Consider the following 19,558-nt stretch of genomic DNA (forward strand, 5'->3'; position numbering starts at 1 on the left):
TTTAGTATACTCCTAAACAGAGCAAAAAGCTCTTAGAAATGCAATTCCAAGAGCTTTGTCTTCAGTCTGAAACCATCCTTAGAGATGGTTTAATTTTTATTTTGCATAATCTATGGCACGCAATTCACGGATAACAGTTATCTTAATATTACCTGGGTAGTCCAGATTATCTTCAATTTCCTTACGGACCTTGTGGGCTAAGATAGTTACTTGGTCATCAGAAATTTTGGTAGGCTGTACCATAATCCGAATTTCACGACCAGCTTGGAGCGCAAAGCTCGTTTGCACTCCATCAAAGCCAGAAGCAATTTCTTCTAAATCACGCAAACGCTTGATATAATTTTCAACTGATTCATTACGAGCTCCTGGTCTAGCAGAACTAAGCGCATCGGCTGCCGCAACCAAGACGGCAACAACACTCTCTGGCTCCACATCCCCATGGTGGCTAGCAATCGTATTGATGACAACAGGGTGTTCTTTATACTTCCGAGCAAATTCTGTACCAATCTCAACGTGACTGCCATCAACATCGCGATCAAGTGCTTTTCCTATATCATGCAGAAAACCAGCACGACGGGCCAAAGCCACATTTTCACCAATCTCACCTGCTAAAATGCCAGCCAGTTTACCAACCTCAACCGAATGGCGCAAGACATTCTGTCCATAAGAAGTTCGATACTGCAAGCGTCCCATGATTTTAATCAAATCGGGATGCAGGTTGGGTGCACCGATTTCATAAGCTGCCGCTTCTCCCGCTTCACGAATACGATTGTCAATTTCTTGACGATTTTTCTCAACCAGTTCCTCGATGCGGGCTGGATGGATCCGACCATCTTGAATAAGGGCTTCCAGAGTCATCCGAGCAATCTCACGACGAATAGGATCAAAACCTGATAACACAACGACTTCTGGTGTATCATCAATAATAATATCAATTCCTGTTAAACTCTCAAGCGCTCGGATATTGCGTCCCTCGCGCCCGATGATACGTCCTTTCATACTGTCGTCTGGTAAATGAACAGTCGTAATAGTCTGCTCGGTAACATAATCACCAGCCAAACGCTGCATAGCCTGCGACAAAAGATTTTTGGCTTTTTTATCAACCATACGTTTGACCTCGGCATCAGCTTCCTTAATGCGACTGGCAATATCTTGGGTCAAATCATTTTCAGTCTCAGTTAGGATGACCTCACGCGCCTCTGCTATGGTCATATTAGCTACGCGTTGTAGCTCAACTTGTTTTTCTTCTTCCAATTGTGCGATGTTTGCTTCTCGCTCATCAATGTGTTTAGATTTATCAGAAAGACTTTGTTCTTTGCTATCGAGCAGTTTTTCCTTGCTCGATAAATTATCATCTTTGCGGTCAAGAGTTGAGGCACGTTCTGTTAATCGAGTTTCCATTTGCTTCAATTCTTGTTTTTCAGATTTAAATTCTTTATCAACTTCTTCACGATATTTTCGTGCATCTTCCTTAGCTTCCAGAAGCAGCTCTTTGCGCTCAGACTTCATATCTAATTCAGCCGCTTTTTTGATGTGTTCTGCATCATCTTCGGCTTTCCCGAGGATATTAACAGCTTCTTGTTCAGCATTGAGAAGTGCCAGTTCTGCAGCTTCACGGTCCGACTTTGTTTTTGCGACCATGGCTACATAACCAATACCTAAACCAATGAGGATAGCAACAATCGCTAAAATAATATTTAGCATGTTTTTACCTCAAATCTACTATTGTTTTTCTTAAAAAACTAACTTTAAGTTTAGCATATTTTTAATAATTTCTCAATTTTATTTTACACTAACAAGCATCTCCTCTCTTTTCATTTTTCCAGTAAATTATGGTATGATAAAGCCATTAGATAACTATAAAACATTTAAACAGTGAGGTTGAAGATGTCTAAAGATATTGTTGTAGAAAGTTTTGAATTAGACCATACTATTGTCAAAGCCCCCTACGTCCGCTTAATTTCAGAAGAGTCAGGGCCGATCGGTGATATCATCACAAATTTTGATATCCGCCTCATTCAGCCCAACATGAATTCCATCGATACAGCTGGACTTCACACAATTGAGCATCTCTTAGCTAAACTCATCCGTCAACGTATAGATGGGCTAATTGATTGCTCTCCCTTTGGCTGCCGTACAGGTTTTCATATGATTATATGGGGTAAAAAAGACCCTACTGAAATCGCCAAAGTCATCAAATCTTGCCTAGAAGAAATCGCTGACGGAATTACTTGGGAGGATGTCCCAGGTACTACTATCGAATCTTGTGGCAACTATAAGGATCATAGTCTCCATTCAGCCAAAGAATGGGCTAAATTCATTTTAGCGCAAGGTATTTCAGACAATGCTTTTGAGCGCCACATTGTTTAACTGCTATTTCCGAATACAAAACGAGAGCGGAATCTTCCGCTCTCATTTTTTATCTTTAAGCCCTATTGATGATCCATTAAGTCTCAAATTGCCACTCTCTCATAGTTTTTAATAATCGGTTGGGCGTCCGGAAGCATTTCCGAAGAAGTAACCTGTTTTACAATTGAGAGAGAAAAGGTAGGTTCCATCCGATTTATACATATTATAGTAACCATTGCCATTGATAATATTAACAGGTTCCAAAATATAATCATCTCCCGAGAAATAACCGCGGGATTGGGAGGTTGAGACAATTTTCTCAAGAATACCATCACCAAAAGTCCAAGCGGAATTTCCTGTATCCGCAACAGCAGATTCATTGTAAGGAACACGACTCTTTGAACGCTGTAAGGTGCTTGGATCATAGCTAGTAATACCAGCTTGTCTGATATTACCGCCTGAAGGAATAGCCGCAGAACCTGAATTTGAGCCAGTCCCTGCATCGGCATTTTGGCCGCTCTCGCCGCTCTCCGTTACACTATCTGCCCCTGACGAACTTGAACTAGTCGATGATTTAGCAGCCTCTAATTGCTTACGTCCCTTAGCAATAGCTGACTTTAGCAATTTATTTAAAGTAGTATTGTTGGTCTTTAAGGTATCTTCTGATAAACTATCAAAATCAGCATCAGGTTTAGCCTTAGCATCATCAATAAGTTTACCATCTACGATGACATCCGTATCAAACAGTTTATTAACCGCTTTAATTGCTGTGATTTGCTTATTTAAACCATTATAGTTCGCTTTGGCGTCCTTGTAATAGCTGGTACCATCCAGTTTTTTCAAATCAGACTCAAGATTTGATAGCTTATCAAACTGACTATTTTTTAACTGTGTTTGTTTTTTGTCAATAAAGAAACTATCATAAGATTTTTGAAATTGCTGATAGGCTGATTTACCATTGCTCTTAACATTAGAAGATTCTGATGAAGAAGTTGCCTTTGAAGGCTGGTTCATAAAATAGTTAATTCCAAAACCACTACCAATAATCAAGACCAACAGAGCAAGCAGACCACCGATAATTAATTTCTTGTTTTTATGGCTTAGAGTCATATTGTCACCCATATCAAGGTCCTCTTGACTTTCGACCCCTTTAGTGTCATCATCTATCAAGAAATCCTCATCTTGAACTGATGCCTCCTTAAGCTGATTAGTAGAAAAATCAGAGTCTCCTTTAAGAGGGGCAAATACAACGGTTTCATCAATGAACTCATCAACTTCCTTATTGTCTTGGGAAGCTGGGGCATCATCGCTTGTCTCTTCTGGAGAGGATTCCGAATTATCATCAAGCACACCTTGATTCGCTAATTCTTCACGTTGTTTCTTGATGAAATTATCCAAAGAAGAAGTATCAATATTTTCAAAATCCGATGTTTGTGTTTCAAATTTTTCGGCAGCCACTTGATCACGGTGTTGCTTAATGTACTTATCTAACACGCCGTCATCTTCCGTCACACCGGCTTCAATCTCCTTATGCTTTTGCAGTGCTTCTCGAACCGTCAGATCCTTAGCATCTTCAAAATCAAGTTTATCGTTTTCCTTGGTCATAAATTTCCTTTCTAACTTTCAGTTCGTTTGATGCGCTGCCCGAAATATTGATAGAGGTCAACACGCAGTGTTCCATTATAGAGCTTACGTTTTTTATCAGCAATCGCGCCATACTTTTTTTCAAAATTTTCATCATTGGTTAAAATAAACTTGCTCCAAGTCTTGAGTGGAGCAAAGGTTTTTCCCATCTCATTATACAAGATGTCAACAGCTTTGTCATCCAGCAATCGTTCCCCATAAGGGGGATTTGAAACAATAACACCGTTGACTTTATCTGTTTTTAGGTCTTGAAGTTGCATTTGTTTCAATTTGATAACATCTTGAAGACCAGCTTCCAAAGCATTTTTTTTGGCTAACTCAATCATCCAACCATCAATATCGCTGCCTAAAATATCTAACTCAATATCATAATCTGCCTTATCCTCTGCCTCATCACGCACCTCCTGAATTAAGTCAGAATCCACCCAGTCCCAGCTTTCAAAGGCAAAATCACGGTTAAAACCTGGAGCAATATTCATGCCTATCATAGCGGCTTCAATACAGAAAGTCCCAGACCCACAAGTCGGATCAATAAAAGGCTTGTCAGGGTACCAATTTGACAGCAAAATGATAGCAGCTGCCATATTTTCTTTGATGGGAGCACCACCCTTATCCGTCCGGTAACCCCGTTTAAAGAGACTAGGACCCGTAGTATCAATCATGACCGTCGCTTTATCTTTTAAAATAGAAACTTCAATTTTGAACTCTGCTCCTGTTTCTTGTAGAGGTACCCCTTCGGGGCGATGATAATAGCTCTGCAGTTTTTTTACGACAGCCTTCTTAGAAATCGCTTGAACACTCGGCTCATTGTGCAATTTAGACTTGACACATTTGGCTTTGGAAACAGGAAATTTAGCCCCTAAAGGAAGATAATTTTCCCAATCTAGGGCAAAAATACCTTGAAAAAGCTCCTCAAAAGTGCGAGCAGGGAATTCCCCCACAATAATCTTGATACGATCAGCTGCTCGCAGCCAAAGATTAGTCTCAGCAATTTCACGAACGCCTCCTTTAAAACGGACACGACCATTCTCTACCTGACAGTCCCGGCCAAGATTTCGGATTTCACGCCCTACAACAGCTTCCAAACCAGCTGCAGCTGTCGCCACTAAATTAAATTCTTGTTTCATTCTGTCTCCTACTTTGATACCATCACATAAATAAAAGCTAGCAAAGCTAGCTCCTAAACCTATTATGCAATTTTCTATAAGCCATGTTTTGTTCCAGAGACACTAGGTGCTGCCTCCTTCGATAATCATCTGTCTACCGCTTACGCAGTCAAAATGGTCCGTTCGGATTCCGGCCATCTCATGCCCCGACCAAAATTTGGGTTGCTAGCTTGAGGGGTTTACCGCGTTCCACTTCTGAGTTTCCTCAAGAACTTCGTCACTGTGGCACTTTCAGGATTAGTAGGGCCTATCTTAAGACTTAGCCCGTTTATCCGCCGTAATGTCATCAGACATTCCTAGGCTTATGGTTTTCACCTAGCACAAACACTACTGGCGTCACAGCCAGTGCTAGCATGGACTTTCCTCATACCGACAATTAGACAGTATGCGATTATCCAAAAATTGCACGCTGTTTTAGTCCGCTAATTGCTTACCAAAAACTTCCTTTTCAAGGCGGCTAACACGACGCAAAAGATCAATATTACTAGCTTGAGCAGAAGCCACACTTGCCGTACGCACACCATCACTACCATAAGATGGTGCTACTGGTGCTGCCGGTTGTGATGTTGCTTTTTTAGCATCAGCCTTGAGTTTCTCATTTTCCTTACGGAGTGCTGCAATTTGAGCAGCATAAGTTTCGTAATCCTTGATAACGCTATCTAAAAATTCATCAACTTCATTTTTATCATAACCACGCATGCTGGTTCTAAAATCTTGTTCGTAAATGTCTTTTGGACTAAAAATAATACTTGCCATTCTGCTCTCCATACCTATCTGAAATTCTTATAAGGACCAAGTCCTAGCAAATAATAATTATACAGGCAATAAAACTAAAAATCAAGTCTTTACCGCTCAATCTTCTTCTAAAATTTCGTTTAATTTTTCAAAGGTTAAAAAGTCAACAGGGTAATGTCGCTTTATAGTCATTTGCTTAATAAAAGATTTCAAATTAGTTTCAGCTTCTGGGTCATAAAAGACGTAAGCCTGATTGGTATTATTGATAAGAAACTGCTGATATTTCCTGAACTGTCCGGGGCTTTGATAAGTCTCATAACTGTATTTGAGAAAATCAGCCTGCTTAAAAGTGGCTAATTTCATTTGGTTACCCTCATTCCAGTTCTGACCATGAGTTTGGAAGGGAAATATGACAGCTAATTGAAAATTATACTCCGATTTTAATTCTTGGGCGACTTCAAAGGCCCAAAATTCAAAACCAAGATTGCCAGTAAAAACAAGCCAATCCAGCCCCTGATCACAGTAGCGGAGAATGTTTTTCTTGATGGCTTTTTTGATTATCTCAATTTTAGGATCTTTATCATTAAAAATCCCTAACTCGAAATTTTTGTAACCCGTTACTAGAATTGACGTCATAAACTGTATTCCTTTTGAAAATTATGATATAATGGGATGGCTTATGGAAATAAGTCTGTTTAAGTTAGGAGAACTATGGTTAACTATCCACATAATCTTGTTCGTAAGCCGCTTCCCAAAGTAAAGCAAGAAAAAAAGCATATCAACTTTGCTAATCGGGGGATGAGTTTCGAAGCAGCTATCAATAGGACAAATGAGTATTATTTGTCTCATCAGATTGCTGTCATTCATAAAAAACCAACACCGGTACAAATCGTCAAGGTGGATTATCCTAAACGGAGCCGAGCAAAAATCGTCGAAGCCTATTTCAGACAGGCTTCCACTACCGATTATTCTGGTGTTTATAAAGGTCACTATATTGACTTTGAAGCCAAAGAAACCCACCAGAAGACAGCCATGCCTATGAAGAACTTCCATGCCCATCAAGTGGAACATATGGATCAAGTTCTCAAGCAAAACGGTATCTGTTTTGCTCTTCTTTATTTTTCCAGCTTGAAGGAAACTTATTTCTTACCTGCAAGAGCGCTGATTGATTTCTATCAAATTGATAAAGGAACCAAATCTATGCCCCTTCATTATATCAGAAAAAATGGCATCGAAATCAAAGAAAATGCCTATCCACAAGTCCCATATTTAGACATTATTGACTACCATTTTTTGAACGGAAGTAAAAACTTATGAAAAATTTTAATTTCAAATTTCCAGATTTGAAACAGAGCAGCAAACGCTTATCGAATAAAGTGAAAGCTTTTCGACAAAATGATCGTGGTGGGCACAAGCGTGCCTCAGCACCGCGTCAAAAGATTCGAAATTATCTAAAATATTTTCTGGGAATCCTCGCATCTTTAGTGATTGTCGGTATCATCGCTGGAGCACTCCTCTTTGCCTATTATGTCAGCAGTGCTCCAAGTCTATCCGCAAAAGCCTTGGCTGCAACCAATTCCAGTGTCATCTACGATAAAAATGGCAATGAAATTGCTGACTTAGGTTCAGAGAAACGCATCAGTGCTAAGACGGACGCCATCCCTATCAATTTGGTTAACGCCATTACAGCGATTGAAGACCATCGTTTCTATAAACACCGTGGTGTTGATATTTACCGGATTATCGGAGCTAGCTGGCATAATCTGACCCATTCCAGCACCCAAGGGGGATCAACCCTCGACCAGCAACTGGTTAAGCTAACTTTCTTCTCTACTGATAATTCTGACCGGACACTCAAACGTAAAGCACAAGAAGCTTGGTTAGCTATCCAGATGGAGAAAAAATATAGCAAAGAAGAAATCATGACCTTCTATGTCAATAAGGTTTATATGGGAAATGGCTACTATGGTATGCAAACAGCTGCCCAAGGCTATTACGGTAAATCACTTACCGATTTATCAATCCCTCAACTGGCCTTGTTAGCAGGTTTGCCAAACGCTCCTACTATTTATGACCCTTATACTCATCCTGAATCGGCGAAGAAGCGTCGGGATACTGTTCTTTCACAAATGTATGAAGTCGGCAGCATCAATAAACAAACCTATAAAGAAGCGGTAGCTACTGACATCCACGATGGTCTCATCGAACAGACTGAAAAATCTAGCTACGACGCTTATCTGGATAACTACATTAAAGAGGTCGTTAATCAGGTATCTGAAAAAACCGGAGCTGATATTTACAGTGCAGGTCTCAAAGTTTATACTAATGTAGATACTGCTGCTCAGCAACAGCTTTATGATATCGTTAATTCCGATAACTATGTTCCTTTCCCTGACGATCAAATGCAGGTTGCTACAACTGTTATTGATGTTACGAATGGTAATGTGATTGCTCAAATTGGGGCACGTAAGCAAGATGCTTCAGTTTCAATGGGAACCAACCAAGCAACCTTGACTGACCGTGATTGGGGTTCTACTATGAAACCTATCACTGATTATGCACCAGCTATAGAAGAGGGGGTCTATAACTCCACAGGTGCAACAGTTTCCGACAGTCCTTACAATTACCCAGGCACTTCTACTCCTGTCTACGACTGGGACAGAAAATACATGGGAAACATGTCCATACACACCGCTCTTCAACAATCACGTAATATCCCTGCTGTTAAATCCCTCTATGCTGTCGGTTTAGACCAAGCCAAATCTTTCCTCAGCGGTCTTGGGATTGAATATCCGGAGCTGCAATATGCAAATGCTATTTCAAGTAATACTAGCAGCTCTGATCAAAAATATGGTGCTAGCTCTGAAAAAATGGCCGCCGCCTATGCTGCTTTTGCTAACGGTGGTACCTATTATGAGCCCCTTTACATCAACAAAGTTGAGTTTAGCAATGGCAAGGATCAGACTTTCTCATCAACTGGTTCAAAAGCTATGTCGGATACGACTGCTTACATGATGGTTGATATGATGAAATCCGTCCTTGCTTCCGGTACTGGTACCAAGGCTGCTGTTCCAGGAGCTTTCAACGCTGGTAAAACTGGTACTTCAAACTATTCTGATGATGAATTAACACAGGTTGAAGCCAACACTGGACTCTACAACAGTTCTGTCGGTACCATGGCGCCAGATGAATCCTTCGTCGGTATTACACCACAATATTCAACGGCTGTCTGGACGGGCTATAAGAATCGTCTAACTCCGGTATATGGTACAGGTCTTGATGTTGCAGCGGAGATTTATCAAGCTATGAGTTCTTATCTCTTCACAGCTAATGGCAGCGGGGCTAGCGATTGGACCATGCCATCCGGCCTTTACCGCAGTGGTTCATACCTCACTAAAAGCGGTACTTATGCTTCAACTTACAGCAGCTATAGCACTCCTTACTCATCTTACAGTGAGTCAAGTAGTAACTCTGAAACCCAAACATCAGAGTCTAATGATGATCAGAACGGCGACAGTCAATCAAGTTCCTCTTCTGCGCCAGCAGAATCATCCAATCAAGATGAAGAAGAAGGAGATTAATAACAAAAAGATTTTATTCTACTTATTGAGAATAAAATCTTTTTTGTATTCTTATAATCCAGTGTTACCAAAATAACACCAGTCTTCTAAACGATAAAAGGCTAGGATTGAATATTCTCTCATTTTAGCTTCTATCAACTTATTTTGAAGCCAAGGCTCCCATTGGATCCCAAGGAGCTAAAACTTTTGGTTCAGCTTCATAGGCAGCTAATTCTTGAGCTGTCAAAAATTCTTTTCTGACAACAATTTGGTAGGTATATTCGTCCATCCAGTCATCCGAAGCAACGAAATAACCATCTGACCCGACTTTTTTACCCCAAGAATTTTCAACCTTCCACCTGATAGGTTTATCATCAGCATCCAAATCAACTCCCGTCAAGACCATAGCATGAGTCATCAGACTCTCACTGTAATCCAAACGCCCGGCCTTGTCCTGCGTCAACTCAATATCAAGAGCTGTTTCTAAATCATAGAGTTTAGCTGCCATAACTCCTGACTGGCGATTGCTTGACTGTCCGACATCAGATCCAAACCAGACGGTTTCACCAGCTTGCAATTGATTAATCGCTAACTCTTTAAAGCGATCCATATCAAGATTAAGATAACGCACAGGACGGCTGCCAACCACGTTTCCCAGTAGTTCTACAGTATAGGACTTGCCATAAGGTTTATCTGCAGTAGGAGCATTAATGATCGAAACATAATCTTCTAGCTTAAGCCCAACATACTTTTCATAAAATTCTTGTGGGCTTATATTTTGATCTTTATGGTAATGATCATCCTTATCACGATAAGCAAAATCAAAGCGACGTGGGGGTAAGCCAAGGTTAACAGCTAGGAAGTTAAAAATTTCCTGCAGAAGATTTTCTTTTTGCTTTTGAACGGCAGCTTCATCCACCCCACTGGTAATGAGATCGCGTAAAATCTGAGCATCCTGACGCAAAAGCTTGTTAAGATAGTGGTTGAGCTCTCGACTGTTACTTGACGAAACCGACTCAGGGTAGCTAGATTTAGGGACAACACCATATTTCTCAAAGAGAGAAACAACCATATCCCATTGGCCACCATCTTGTTGGGGAATATCAAGTAAGAATTTGACCTTACGACTGTCAAGTTCTTGGTCAGCCGTTGCAATAACCTTTTCTAAAAACCAGTTTGATTTTTCATATTTATCCCAGAAAAAAGTATGGGCTTGAGAAAGCTCAAAATTTTCCAACTTGAAATCTGAAATAAGCTTATGACGAAAGGTATTGAGAGCAGCGAACATCCAGCAACGACCCGATGCTTTCTGATTAGCCACTTCATCGTTTGTCAGATCAATTGAAAAGGCAAAATCATTGTCAGCACTAGCTTGACGGTTTTCTAAAGACTTTAAAAGTCCATTGTGGCTTACTGCATTTTCAAGAGCACGATATTTGGCATTCGCTTGATAGTCGGCAAACAATTTATCTGTAAAAGCTTGATCAATTTTTGACATATAAAAACTTCCTTCTAAGACTATTATTACAGTTCATTATAATACTTACCAGAAAATATGCAAGCCTTATAAAAACCAATAATCTAGGGCAAATGTTTAAACTTAGAATTGAGAAATAAAATTCATTAAAACTTGCTATTTAAACGGAAAATTCAACAAAGCCAGATTTTATAATTTTATTTGTCAGGAAATATATTTTCAGAATATGATTCCATTCTAAATCCATATTGTGACAAATTATATTCAGACTCTCTTCAAATACGCTACTCAATATTGATATTGCATCCCTTATCTTGGTAAAAAATACTGCTCTCCCTGAAAGAATAAACATTCATTACATGTCAGTTAAGACGGAAAACCCGACTTTATGCGGTTTTTAATTTCTGGAATTTCAGTATACTGCAATAATCAACCGGATAGCTACATTTTGTGAAATAAATTAAATTTGGGTATTTAAAAGCGCCTAGCATATAGACAGTTAGGCCGCTTTTGATATCAATTTTCTTTACCCCTACTATTCTTTATTACATTAATTCTCACAGTCTATCTTCGTTCATAAACTAAATCGGTCATGCCATTATACGACTTTGTTTTTATTAACTTTAATTTTATTTCGTGTTTCGTATTATTAAAAAGTCGAATTCCTGAACCTAAAATCGTTGGAATAACGGTAATATAGTAACTGTCAATTAGATCCTCATCAACTAATTCTTGAATAAGCTTTGCACCTCCACATATCCAAATATCTTTTCCGTCTTTTTCTTTTAAGCGTTGGACTAATTCACTGGGTTTTGTGTTTAAAAAGTGAATCTTTTCGGAAGAAAGATGTTCTTTACTTGTAATGACATAACTCATAAAATCACTATAGACCCACTCAATTGGAGAAAGCTCAGTGACAATCTGATGATAGGTATTCCAGCCCATGATAACAGTATCGATCTCTTTTACAAATTCAGAATAGCTATCAATATTTTCGTTTTCATTTCCATGCCCTCTTAGCCAATCAATATTGCCACTACTGTCTGCGATATAGCCGTCAAGACTCATTGCAATAAATAGTTTTACTTTTTTCAAAACTTTCTCCTCTAATATTATTTAATCCAAGTCATTACAAATTCTTTTTCGTTTGTATTCTTGTCTATGCTTTCGCTTTGTACCGTAAACTGCTCACGTTCATAAAAAGAAACTGCTCTCACATTTTTTTGATAAACACTCAAACTTAAATTGTTTTTCTGCCCTTTAACAAAATTTAACAAGTGACATCCTATTCCTTTTGACTGCTCGGATTCTTTTACAAAAATACCTGCAATATAATTTTCCATTAAGCCAATAAATCCCAGTATCTGATGCATATTAGCATCTTGATAGACATAGATCTCTGCTTGTGGCAACATATACTCTACTTTTGAATAATTTTCTTGCCAGTATTTTTCTGGTATAAAGTTATGTGCTCTTATATTTGCTTCAAGCCATATCTCCATGACAGAAGATAAATCATTTTTTGTAAAGGTCCTTATCATATTTCTCCTTTAATTTTTGATATGTTATTCATTCTTAATTCAAATTCTATCAAATTTGATTCCCCAACAAGGCTGTTAAACCACAGTCATAAGAACAATCTGACAAGGCAATATTTTTTGTACCGATTTTATAAATTATGAATTTAAGATAAGTCTAAATATCATGGGTATCCGGCAATTGAAACTGCCATGAATCCGTTTGTGATGCTACCAATTAACATAGCCTTTGGCTTTAAGAAAGAATCTAAACTTTCGAAAAATTCTTGATAGATGTAATCAACCCACTGCTCGTTTCCCTCATTCGACGTAGATTCACAGTTTTATTTGAACGCGTCACTAAACTTAACAGCTTTGTTTTCTAGTCTATTATGTCTCCTGTACTCATCCTTAGTCTAATAGCTTAGTAAGACTATCTAATTTAATATAGACGGTTCCAGTCGAGTCAAATTATATCATTTTTACTTAAATCGTAAAAATGATATAATTGATGCTGTACTTCATATATTGTTGTCTCTGACAAAGGAGATAATTAGGAAAGGAATCTAGAAAATCTTATGATGAATATGCAAAATATGATGAAGCAAGCTCAAAAGCTTCAGAAACAAATGGAGAAAAAACAAGCTGAATTAGCTGATACGACTTTTGTCGGTAAATCGGCTCAAGATCTCGTTGTGGCTACCTTTACAGGTGATAAGAAACTTGTTTCTATTGACTTTAAAGAAGCCGTTGTTGATCCTGAGGACATTGAAACACTGCAGGATATGACCGCTCAAGCTGTAAATGATGCTCTCAGCCAAATTGAGGATGCTACGCAAAAAATTATGGGAGCCTATGCCGGAAAATTGCCATTCTAATTAAAAAGTTAAGGTTGGGTATATTTTGCCCCAACCTCTTTTTATTTAGCATCTCTATATCTATAAACAATCATCCATTATCCTTCAATCATAAAAATATCTTTTCGAAACAATCTTTGTTATAGTAAATGACGAGGCTGGACAAAAGTCCCGCTTTTTGTTTTAGTCTAGCTTTAGCAGATTAACGCAAAGGTTGATTGGCAGTCCTTATTCCTTGCTAAGCAAATGATCACGGCCAACCTAATCAACTGTGCAAAAAAAAGCGAAACAACAAAATCGAAATTGCAACTTTATCACAATTACCAATTTTTATCCCACTCTCATATCCGTCAAAGGAAAGCTAGCTATAAAGAACACAAATCGCTATGTCATTGCAATGATAAAAGTAACCCTGCAACTGACATTAGGATCCACCTATGCTTGAAGTATTTATCATAATCTGATGATGCTAGAAACAAGATGGGATAATTCTTCAGTTGTTTTTGCTTAGGCTTATCCGCGGCCTTCATGGACGTTTTTAATAGGTTTGGTCGCTTGCTTTGGACACTGGTATTTCAGATTATATCGGTCGCCCCTTAACCTTCAGTATTCTCTTTGTCGTTAATATGTGATGTCACTCAGTCCTGTTTCTTTTTAATAGTCTCTTTATCTTTATAACCGCTATAGCTATTCTCATGACTTGTTACGGTGCTGGCTTTTCATTCATCCCCTCCTTATCTACCTGATATTTTTGGTGCTAAGGAATTGCTGCCCTCTTTGGTCCAATGGGCCCAATGCTTCTATCTGTCACCTCCAATATGTCACAATTCTGTCTAATAAGGCTTATTGTTTTTATTAGTCTCTTTCTCCTAGTTTTCTGCATTTCTCTGGCTTAGAAAACAGCTGAGAAAGAGACTTCCCCTTTAAAAGAACCAGAATAAAATAAGCCTTAAATATGAAATAGGAACTGCCTAATCTGACAGTTCCTATTTCTATTTTCCACCAAACATACGAGCAAAGAAACCTTTGCGCTGGGCTTTCCCTTGTTGATTTTGAATTTCTTCAACTTGAGTTCTGGCTTCATCCAATTCCAGCTTAAGATTTTCGCTGTCCTGCATAGCTGTCAGTGTCAACTGCTGCTGTTGGTCGAGCTGTTTGTCCTTCTGAGCGATTTGGACATCTTTAATATTGAGTTGTTCATTTAACGACGATAACTGCACATCCTTGGTCTTGAGTTGATTGTACAAGCGTTCAATCTCAGCATTCTTCTCATCCACCAAGATTTCCATAAGTTCACGCTGTTTTGTTTCCTCACTGACAGGCTCGTCTTCAAAAATCGTTTTCTTATAAATCTCTTCTAGCTTAATCAAGCCATCGCGGTTTACAACGGTAACCCCTTTGTCATTTTTTTCAACAAACTCCTCAGGGAGCGTTTTTACACGATTATTCACTGCTTGGCGACTGACACCAAGAATTTCAGCCAATTCACTGACAGTCTTTTCAATAGCCATAAAGTCCTCTTTTATCCGGAAAATTTCTTATAAAATAGTATCATAATAGGCCTTTGATGTCAATTTCCTTGCTATTTTAAGCCTTTGTCAACAAGGCCCTTATGGTATAATAAACACATGAAACATTATCAAACAATTATCATTGGCGGGGGGCCTGCTGGCATGATGGCAGCTATCGCCAGCAGTTATTATGGTTTTTCGACACTGCTGCTTGAAAAAAATAAGCGCTTAGGAAAAAAACTAGCCGGTACTGGTGGCGGGCGTTGCAATGTTACTAATAGCGGTGATCTCGACGACCTCATGGCTGGTATTCCCGGCAATGGGCGCTTTCTTTACAGTGTTTTTTCCCAATTTGATAACCATGATATCATCACCTTTTTTCAGGACAATGGTGTTGCTCTTAAAGAAGAGGATCATGGTCGGATGTTCCCAATCACAGACAAGGCTCGAACCATCATCAATGCATTGGAAAAGAAAATTCAAGATCTGGGCGGTCAGGTTTTAATCGATACAGAAGTTGTTTCTGTTAAGAAAAAGGAGGACCTCTTCATCTTGAAATCGGCAGACCAGACCTTCAGCTGTGATAAATTGATTGTGACCACTGGTGGAAAATCCTACCCATCTACAGGATCAACTGGTTTTGGTTACGATATCGCTAGGTACTTCAATATTGATGTCACACCTCTGGAAGCTGCTGAAAGTCCACTGTTGACCGATTTCCCTCACAAGGCTCTTCAAGGAATTTCCCTTTCTGATGTAACTCTCCGCTATGGTAAGCACAAAATCACTCATGACCTTCTCTTTACCCATTTTGGTCTATCTGGACCGGCTGCTCTAAGACTTTCCAGCTTCGTTTCAGAAGGTGAAACCATCGAACTCGATTTATTGCCACAACTATCTTCTTCCGATCTGCTGAACTATTTTTCAAAACAGGGCGAAAAGTCTGTTAAAAATGCCCTAAAAATCTTACTACCCGAACGTTTAGCAAAATTTATAGCAGCTGATTTCCCAGATAAGCTCAAGCAACTAAATCCCCAACAGCTTCAAGAACTCAGTGCCAATATTAAGCAAAGGCCGATTGCCATTACTGGTAAGATGTCGCTGGCAAAATCTTTTGTCACCAAGGGTGGAGTCAATCTCAAAGAAATCAACCCTAAGACTCTGGAAAGCAAAAAGGTCGCTGGTCTGCACTTTGCTGGCGAAGTTATGGATATCAATGCCCATACAGGCGGTTTCAATATTACCTCCGCCCTATGCACAGGTTGGGTAGCCGGCAGTCCTCATTATTGATTTCATAGATTTTATATGAGTTAAACTCAAAATGACTAATTTAAGTTAATTGATAGTTTTCCTTAAGCCAATTTTCAGCGAAAAGACTTATACTACAATTCTTCTTTTCCTATCCTCACCAGCAGCTTTAGCAGTTGCTGGTTTTTGATAGCACTGATTTTTGGGCACAAAATAAGACTTGTTACCAGCCAGAAATAGAATATTTTCTAACAGAAAGTAGATAAGTCTTAATCATATTTTATATTTTCTAATTGCAGAATCCTAAAGATCTGAAAAATCATAAAGCTGGGGGTATTTGGTACATTCAGGATTTTTAGGATGACAAACCTCACGGCCAAACAAAATCATAGCCTGATGGGCAGAGAGCCACTCCTCTTTGGGTAGGACTTCCATGACACGCTTTTCCACTTCCAGTGGGCTTGCCGACTGTTTGACAATCTTATGGTGCTTACTGATGCGCTCAACATGAGTATCCACAGCAAAAGCTGGTATCCCAAAACCGACACTCATGACAACATTAGCTGTCTTACGACCAACACCCGCTAGACTCTCAAGTTCTTTTCTGGTTTGAGGAACTTGACCGCCGAATTCTGACACCAATTGCTGAGCACATTTTTTCAAATACTTTGACTTATTACGATAGAGCCCCAAACGTGAAATATACTTAGCAATATCATCTTCACTAGCCTCAGCCATAGTTTGAGGCGTCGGATAAGCTGTAAACAAGGCTGGAGTAACAATATTAACAGCTGCATCAGTTGTCTGAGCAGACAACATCACGGCTACTAGCAATTCAAAATCATTCTCGAAATTTAAACTGGGCTTGGCATCCGGATAAAGAGCTATGATTTCTTCAATCACTTTACGAGCCCGTTTTTTGGAAAGAACCACATTAACAACCTTTCTTTTATTTATAATAAAACGGTGACTCGCTAGAAGGCTAACCTTAACAGTGCCATACTGATAATACCAGTCAAGACCGCATAAAGGAGTTTTCTCGTTCGCACTGCTACAAAAAGAGTTGGTAGAGCTGCCAATGCTTCTAAACTATTCAGCCTTGGTAGATGACCTATTTTTTCGGTCAAGAGACTGGATAAAGTCAGAGCAAACAAGATCGTTATTGGCAAATAGTTCAAAAAATGTAGGACAAGATCAGGAAGACTGTGATATTTAGCCAATATAAAGGGAGCTACACGAGGAATCCAACTCACCAGAAACCCCAGTAAAATAGCGATTAAAACATAATTAGTAATAGCCATCTAAAATCACCCCCACACCACAGCCAATTAGGGTAGCTAACAAAACAGCTAAAGATTCGGAAACAACTGTAACTAAGACCACATAACTGATAGCAACGGCCAACAAGATTAGAATCAGCTTCTTTGCACCTTCTGAAAGCATCGATGCAACTTGATCAATCCAGAGGCCGATAAACATAGCAATTAAGGCAAAATCTAGTCCGAAACTTTCTGGATTAGGAATAATGTTTCCCAGTAAAGTTCCAATTATTGTTGAAACAACCCAAGCAAAGTAACTAAAAAGGTTGTTACCATGCATCCAGTTATCAGAGATATTTTTATTATGAATATTTTCTCCTAACAAGACACCGTAGCTCTCATCTGTAATCAGGCTGGCGATTCCCATACTATTCCAAAAACTAGTCTCGGTAAAAATGGTTGTAGCATGCAAACTCATGAGCATATTGCGCAGATTGATGAAAAATACTGTCATGGTAATGGTGACCAAATCAGCCTGAGCCACAAACATAGCCACCATGGCAAATTGGGCAGAACCTCCATACACCAGCAAGGACATAAGACCAACTTCAAGAGCTGATAAATTTGCTGCCGCCGCCACTATACCAAAGGCCAAACCAATTGAAATATAACCAAGTGCAGTCGGCAAGGCATCTTTAACCCCGGCTATAAATCCTTTTTTCTGCAATAGTCCCATCCTTCCCTCAATTTTTAAAATATCTATGATTATAACAAAGAAAAACTGCCAAAACAAGCATTCTGGCGGCTCTTAATTCAAACTATCAAAAGCCAAACTTGGTTTAGCATTGAGAGACAAATCAGCAAAGTTTCTCTTGTCATACTCGATCGCAGCAGCTAGAGCAATCATACCAGCATTATCACCACAGAGGCGCAAGGGGGGAATGACCACATTGATATCTTGGATTTCAGTAACTAAACGTTCACGCAACCCCTGATTAGCAGCTACACCACCAGCAACGACCAGAGTTTTTACTGGGTAATCCCGCAAAGCCTTTTTAGTTTTGGTCATCAGCACATCCAAGACTGCTGCTTGGAAGGAAGCACAAAGGTCTTGCGTTGCTAGTTGCTCACCTTTTTGTGAGGCATTGTGATGCAAATTGATAAAGGCCGATTTGAGCCCCGAAAATGAGAAATCCAGATTATCTTCCTTAATCATCGCCCTAGGAAAATCATAGATATCCTGCCCCTTATGAGCTAACTCATCAATTTCACGTCCTGCTGGATAGGTTAAACCCATTACGCGCCCAACCTTATCATAGGCCTCACCTACTGCGTCATCACGCGTCTCCCCAACAATCTGATAATGACCAGATTCTGACACATAAACTAACTCCGTATGTCCACCACTAACCAACAAAGCTAACAAAGGATATTCTAGTTCTTGAACGTCACGCGCAGCCATCAAGTGTCCAGCCATATGATTAACTGGAATCAAGGGCAGCCTATTAGCCCAGGCAAAAGCTTTGGCAGCCGCCATCCCTACTAGGAGAGCACCGACCAAGCCTGGACCATAAGTAACTGCAACAGCTGTTAAATCACTAGCTTCAATACCAGATTCGGTTAGAGCCTCCTTAATACAAAGGGTAATGACTTCGACATGATGGCGGCTGGCCACCTCAGGAACGACCCCGCCAAAACGCTTGTGACTCTCAACCTGACTAGCAATGATATTGCTCAGCAGATCTGTTTCATTTTTCAAAACGGCGACGCTGGTCTCATCGCAAGAAGACTCTATCGCCAAAATATATCTATCTGTCATGGTACTCCTCTCGTTTCATGATAAGGGCATCCTCAGTCGGATCATGGTAATAGTTAGAGCGTTTACCGATAGTGCTGAAACCAAATTTTTCATACAAGGTTTGTGCCGCCTGATTTGACGCTCTTACTTCCAAAAATATCGGTAAATCAACTGTATCTAAATGTGACATCAGCCGGGCGCCTATCCCCTGTTCTTGATGCGATTTTAAAACAGCAATATTAGTCAGCTCTAGTTCACCAACTAAATGCTGCAGAGATAAAAAACCCAGCACTTGCTGATGCTCCGATACAAAAAAATAATCTGTATGCTCCTGCCGCATGTCTTCTAAAATTTGTTCCCTGCTCCAAGGTGATTGATCATAAACATCTGTTAGAATGGCAAGAACTGCTCCTGCTTTTTCTTCTAAGCTTTTCATC

19 protein-coding genes and 1 other RNA gene are annotated in these 19,558 nt (G+C 39.5%); 5 read left to right on the forward strand and 15 right to left on the reverse strand.

Annotated features, from left to right (window positions below; all coding sequences use genetic code 11):
- Window positions 1–96: 96 nt before the first annotated feature.
- Window positions 97–1,704 carry a ribonuclease Y gene (locus tag ACFOSE_RS00525; RefSeq protein WP_380429099.1) on the reverse strand — a complete coding sequence of 536 codons (1,608 nt, stop codon included), beginning with the start codon at window positions 1,702–1,704 and terminating at the stop codon, window positions 97–99.
- A 183-nt stretch (window positions 1,705–1,887) separates the two neighbouring features.
- Between ACFOSE_RS00525 and ACFOSE_RS00530 the strand changes: the two genes are divergently transcribed.
- Window positions 1,888–2,370, forward strand: coding sequence for an S-ribosylhomocysteine lyase (locus tag ACFOSE_RS00530; RefSeq protein ID WP_380429102.1), 483 nt, complete (start codon window positions 1,888–1,890; stop codon window positions 2,368–2,370).
- 108 nt (window positions 2,371–2,478) lie between these two features.
- Here the strand turns inward: ACFOSE_RS00530 and ACFOSE_RS00535 are convergent, their stop codons facing one another.
- The 5 genes from ACFOSE_RS00535 to ACFOSE_RS00555 form a co-directional block, all read right to left on the reverse strand.
- Window positions 2,479–3,954 (reverse strand): cell division site-positioning protein MapZ family protein, encoded by a 1,476-nt coding sequence (locus tag ACFOSE_RS00535; RefSeq protein WP_380429104.1) that lies wholly within the window; start codon window positions 3,952–3,954, stop codon window positions 2,479–2,481.
- A gap of 11 nt (window positions 3,955–3,965) precedes the next feature.
- Window positions 3,966–5,120 carry a THUMP domain-containing class I SAM-dependent RNA methyltransferase gene (locus tag ACFOSE_RS00540; protein ID WP_380429106.1) on the reverse strand — a complete coding sequence of 385 codons (1,155 nt, stop codon included), beginning with the start codon at window positions 5,118–5,120 and terminating at the stop codon, window positions 3,966–3,968.
- Between the two features lie 72 nt (window positions 5,121–5,192).
- An RNA gene (gene rnpB / locus ACFOSE_RS00545) (RNase P RNA component class B) lies at window positions 5,193–5,562 on the reverse strand.
- A gap of 11 nt (window positions 5,563–5,573) precedes the next feature.
- A complete protein-coding gene (gene gpsB / locus ACFOSE_RS00550; RefSeq protein WP_380429109.1) occupies window positions 5,574–5,915 on the reverse strand; it encodes a cell division regulator GpsB in 342 nt (113 codons plus the stop codon).
- A gap of 96 nt (window positions 5,916–6,011) precedes the next feature.
- A complete protein-coding gene (locus tag ACFOSE_RS00555) occupies window positions 6,012–6,530 on the reverse strand; it encodes an SLOG family protein (RefSeq protein ID WP_380429112.1) in 519 nt (172 codons plus the stop codon).
- Window positions 6,531–6,605: 75 nt separating this feature from the next.
- On the opposite strand from ACFOSE_RS00555, the gene recU reads away from it, so the two are divergent.
- Both recU and pbp1a read left to right on the forward strand, forming a co-directional pair.
- Window positions 6,606–7,211 (forward strand): Holliday junction resolvase RecU, encoded by a 606-nt coding sequence (recU, locus tag ACFOSE_RS00560; RefSeq protein ID WP_380429114.1) that lies wholly within the window; start codon window positions 6,606–6,608, stop codon window positions 7,209–7,211.
- On the forward strand, window positions 7,208–9,475 hold the full coding sequence (gene pbp1a / locus ACFOSE_RS00565) for a penicillin-binding protein PBP1A (protein WP_380429116.1): 2,268 nt from the start codon (window positions 7,208–7,210) through the stop codon (window positions 9,473–9,475). Before recU ends, pbp1a begins: the two co-directional genes overlap by 4 nt.
- 139 nt (window positions 9,476–9,614) lie before the next feature.
- On the opposite strand, the gene pepC is transcribed toward pbp1a, so the two are convergent.
- From pepC to ACFOSE_RS00580, 3 genes are all read right to left on the reverse strand, one after another.
- A complete protein-coding gene (pepC, locus tag ACFOSE_RS00570) occupies window positions 9,615–10,952 on the reverse strand; it encodes an aminopeptidase C (protein ID WP_380429118.1) in 1,338 nt (445 codons plus the stop codon).
- A gap of 543 nt (window positions 10,953–11,495) precedes the next feature.
- Complete coding sequence (locus ACFOSE_RS00575) at window positions 11,496–12,026, reverse strand: dihydrofolate reductase family protein (RefSeq protein ID WP_380429119.1); 531 nt, start codon at window positions 12,024–12,026, stop codon at window positions 11,496–11,498.
- Window positions 12,027–12,043: 17 nt separating this feature from the next.
- Complete coding sequence (locus ACFOSE_RS00580) at window positions 12,044–12,472, reverse strand: GNAT family N-acetyltransferase (RefSeq protein ID WP_380429122.1); 429 nt, start codon at window positions 12,470–12,472, stop codon at window positions 12,044–12,046.
- 554 nt (window positions 12,473–13,026) lie between these two features.
- Between ACFOSE_RS00580 and ACFOSE_RS00585 the strand changes: the two genes are divergently transcribed.
- Window positions 13,027–13,326 carry a YbaB/EbfC family nucleoid-associated protein gene (locus tag ACFOSE_RS00585; protein WP_380429124.1) on the forward strand — a complete coding sequence of 100 codons (300 nt, stop codon included), beginning with the start codon at window positions 13,027–13,029 and terminating at the stop codon, window positions 13,324–13,326.
- Between the two features lie 971 nt (window positions 13,327–14,297).
- Here ACFOSE_RS00585 and ACFOSE_RS00590 read toward each other — a convergent pair.
- The gene (locus ACFOSE_RS00590) at window positions 14,298–14,816 is read right to left on the reverse strand and encodes a DUF536 domain-containing protein (RefSeq protein WP_380429127.1); all 519 of its coding nucleotides are present in this window, start codon (window positions 14,814–14,816) and stop codon (window positions 14,298–14,300) included.
- 117 nt (window positions 14,817–14,933) lie between these two features.
- Between ACFOSE_RS00590 and ACFOSE_RS00595 the strand changes: the two genes are divergently transcribed.
- Window positions 14,934–16,106, forward strand: a complete 1,173-nt coding sequence (locus ACFOSE_RS00595; RefSeq protein WP_380429130.1) for a BaiN/RdsA family NAD(P)/FAD-dependent oxidoreductase — start codon at window positions 14,934–14,936, stop codon at window positions 16,104–16,106.
- 261 nt (window positions 16,107–16,367) lie between these two features.
- Here the strand turns inward: ACFOSE_RS00595 and nth are convergent, their stop codons facing one another.
- The 5 genes from nth to rimI form a co-directional block, all read right to left on the reverse strand.
- Window positions 16,368–16,997 (reverse strand): endonuclease III, encoded by a 630-nt coding sequence (gene nth / locus ACFOSE_RS00600; RefSeq protein ID WP_380429133.1) that lies wholly within the window; start codon window positions 16,995–16,997, stop codon window positions 16,368–16,370.
- Between the two features lie 41 nt (window positions 16,998–17,038).
- Window positions 17,039–17,365, reverse strand: coding sequence for an AzlD domain-containing protein (locus ACFOSE_RS00605; protein ID WP_380429135.1), 327 nt, complete (start codon window positions 17,363–17,365; stop codon window positions 17,039–17,041).
- Window positions 17,352–18,050, reverse strand: a complete 699-nt coding sequence (locus ACFOSE_RS00610; RefSeq protein WP_380429165.1) for an AzlC family ABC transporter permease — start codon at window positions 18,048–18,050, stop codon at window positions 17,352–17,354. The genes ACFOSE_RS00605 and ACFOSE_RS00610 overlap by 14 nt, the downstream gene beginning before the upstream one ends.
- An 81-nt stretch (window positions 18,051–18,131) precedes the next feature.
- Window positions 18,132–19,142, reverse strand: coding sequence for a tRNA (adenosine(37)-N6)-threonylcarbamoyltransferase complex transferase subunit TsaD (tsaD, locus tag ACFOSE_RS00615; RefSeq protein ID WP_380429137.1), 1,011 nt, complete (start codon window positions 19,140–19,142; stop codon window positions 18,132–18,134).
- Window positions 19,132–19,557, reverse strand: a complete 426-nt coding sequence (gene rimI, locus ACFOSE_RS00620) for a ribosomal protein S18-alanine N-acetyltransferase (RefSeq protein WP_380429140.1) — start codon at window positions 19,555–19,557, stop codon at window positions 19,132–19,134. The genes tsaD and rimI overlap by 11 nt, the downstream gene beginning before the upstream one ends.
- Window position 19,558: the final 1 nt, after the last annotated feature.

It is taken from the genome of Streptococcus dentapri (genome assembly GCF_042649885.1).
In the GTDB taxonomy this organism is placed as follows: domain Bacteria; phylum Bacillota; class Bacilli; order Lactobacillales; family Streptococcaceae; genus Streptococcus; species Streptococcus dentapri.

Excerpts from the sequence above, each read along its gene's own strand:
- ACFOSE_RS00525 (WP_380429099.1), bottom strand. The coding sequence starts at position 1,704 with ATGCTAAATATTATTTTAGCGATTGTTGCTATCCTCATTGGTTTAGGT.
- ACFOSE_RS00530 (WP_380429102.1), top strand. The coding sequence starts at position 1,888 with ATGTCTAAAGATATTGTTGTAGAAAGTTTTGAATTAGACCATACTATT.
- ACFOSE_RS00535 (WP_380429104.1), bottom strand. The coding sequence starts at position 3,954 with ATGACCAAGGAAAACGATAAACTTGATTTTGAAGATGCTAAGGATCTG.
- ACFOSE_RS00540 (WP_380429106.1), bottom strand. The coding sequence starts at position 5,120 with ATGAAACAAGAATTTAATTTAGTGGCGACAGCTGCAGCTGGTTTGGAA.
- gpsB (WP_380429109.1), bottom strand. The coding sequence starts at position 5,915 with ATGGCAAGTATTATTTTTAGTCCAAAAGACATTTACGAACAAGATTTT.
- ACFOSE_RS00555 (WP_380429112.1), bottom strand. The coding sequence starts at position 6,530 with ATGACGTCAATTCTAGTAACGGGTTACAAAAATTTCGAGTTAGGGATT.
- recU (WP_380429114.1), top strand. The coding sequence starts at position 6,606 with ATGGTTAACTATCCACATAATCTTGTTCGTAAGCCGCTTCCCAAAGTA.
- pbp1a (WP_380429116.1), top strand. The coding sequence starts at position 7,208 with ATGAAAAATTTTAATTTCAAATTTCCAGATTTGAAACAGAGCAGCAAA.
- pepC (WP_380429118.1), bottom strand. The coding sequence starts at position 10,952 with ATGTCAAAAATTGATCAAGCTTTTACAGATAAATTGTTTGCCGACTAT.
- ACFOSE_RS00580 (WP_380429122.1), bottom strand. The coding sequence starts at position 12,472 with ATGATAAGGACCTTTACAAAAAATGATTTATCTTCTGTCATGGAGATA.
- ACFOSE_RS00585 (WP_380429124.1), top strand. The coding sequence starts at position 13,027 with ATGATGAATATGCAAAATATGATGAAGCAAGCTCAAAAGCTTCAGAAA.
- ACFOSE_RS00590 (WP_380429127.1), bottom strand. The coding sequence starts at position 14,816 with ATGGCTATTGAAAAGACTGTCAGTGAATTGGCTGAAATTCTTGGTGTC.
- ACFOSE_RS00595 (WP_380429130.1), top strand. The coding sequence starts at position 14,934 with ATGAAACATTATCAAACAATTATCATTGGCGGGGGGCCTGCTGGCATG.
- ACFOSE_RS00605 (WP_380429135.1), bottom strand. The coding sequence starts at position 17,365 with ATGGCTATTACTAATTATGTTTTAATCGCTATTTTACTGGGGTTTCTG.
- tsaD (WP_380429137.1), bottom strand. The coding sequence starts at position 19,142 with ATGACAGATAGATATATTTTGGCGATAGAGTCTTCTTGCGATGAGACC.
- rimI (WP_380429140.1), bottom strand. The coding sequence starts at position 19,557 with ATGAAAAGCTTAGAAGAAAAAGCAGGAGCAGTTCTTGCCATTCTAACA.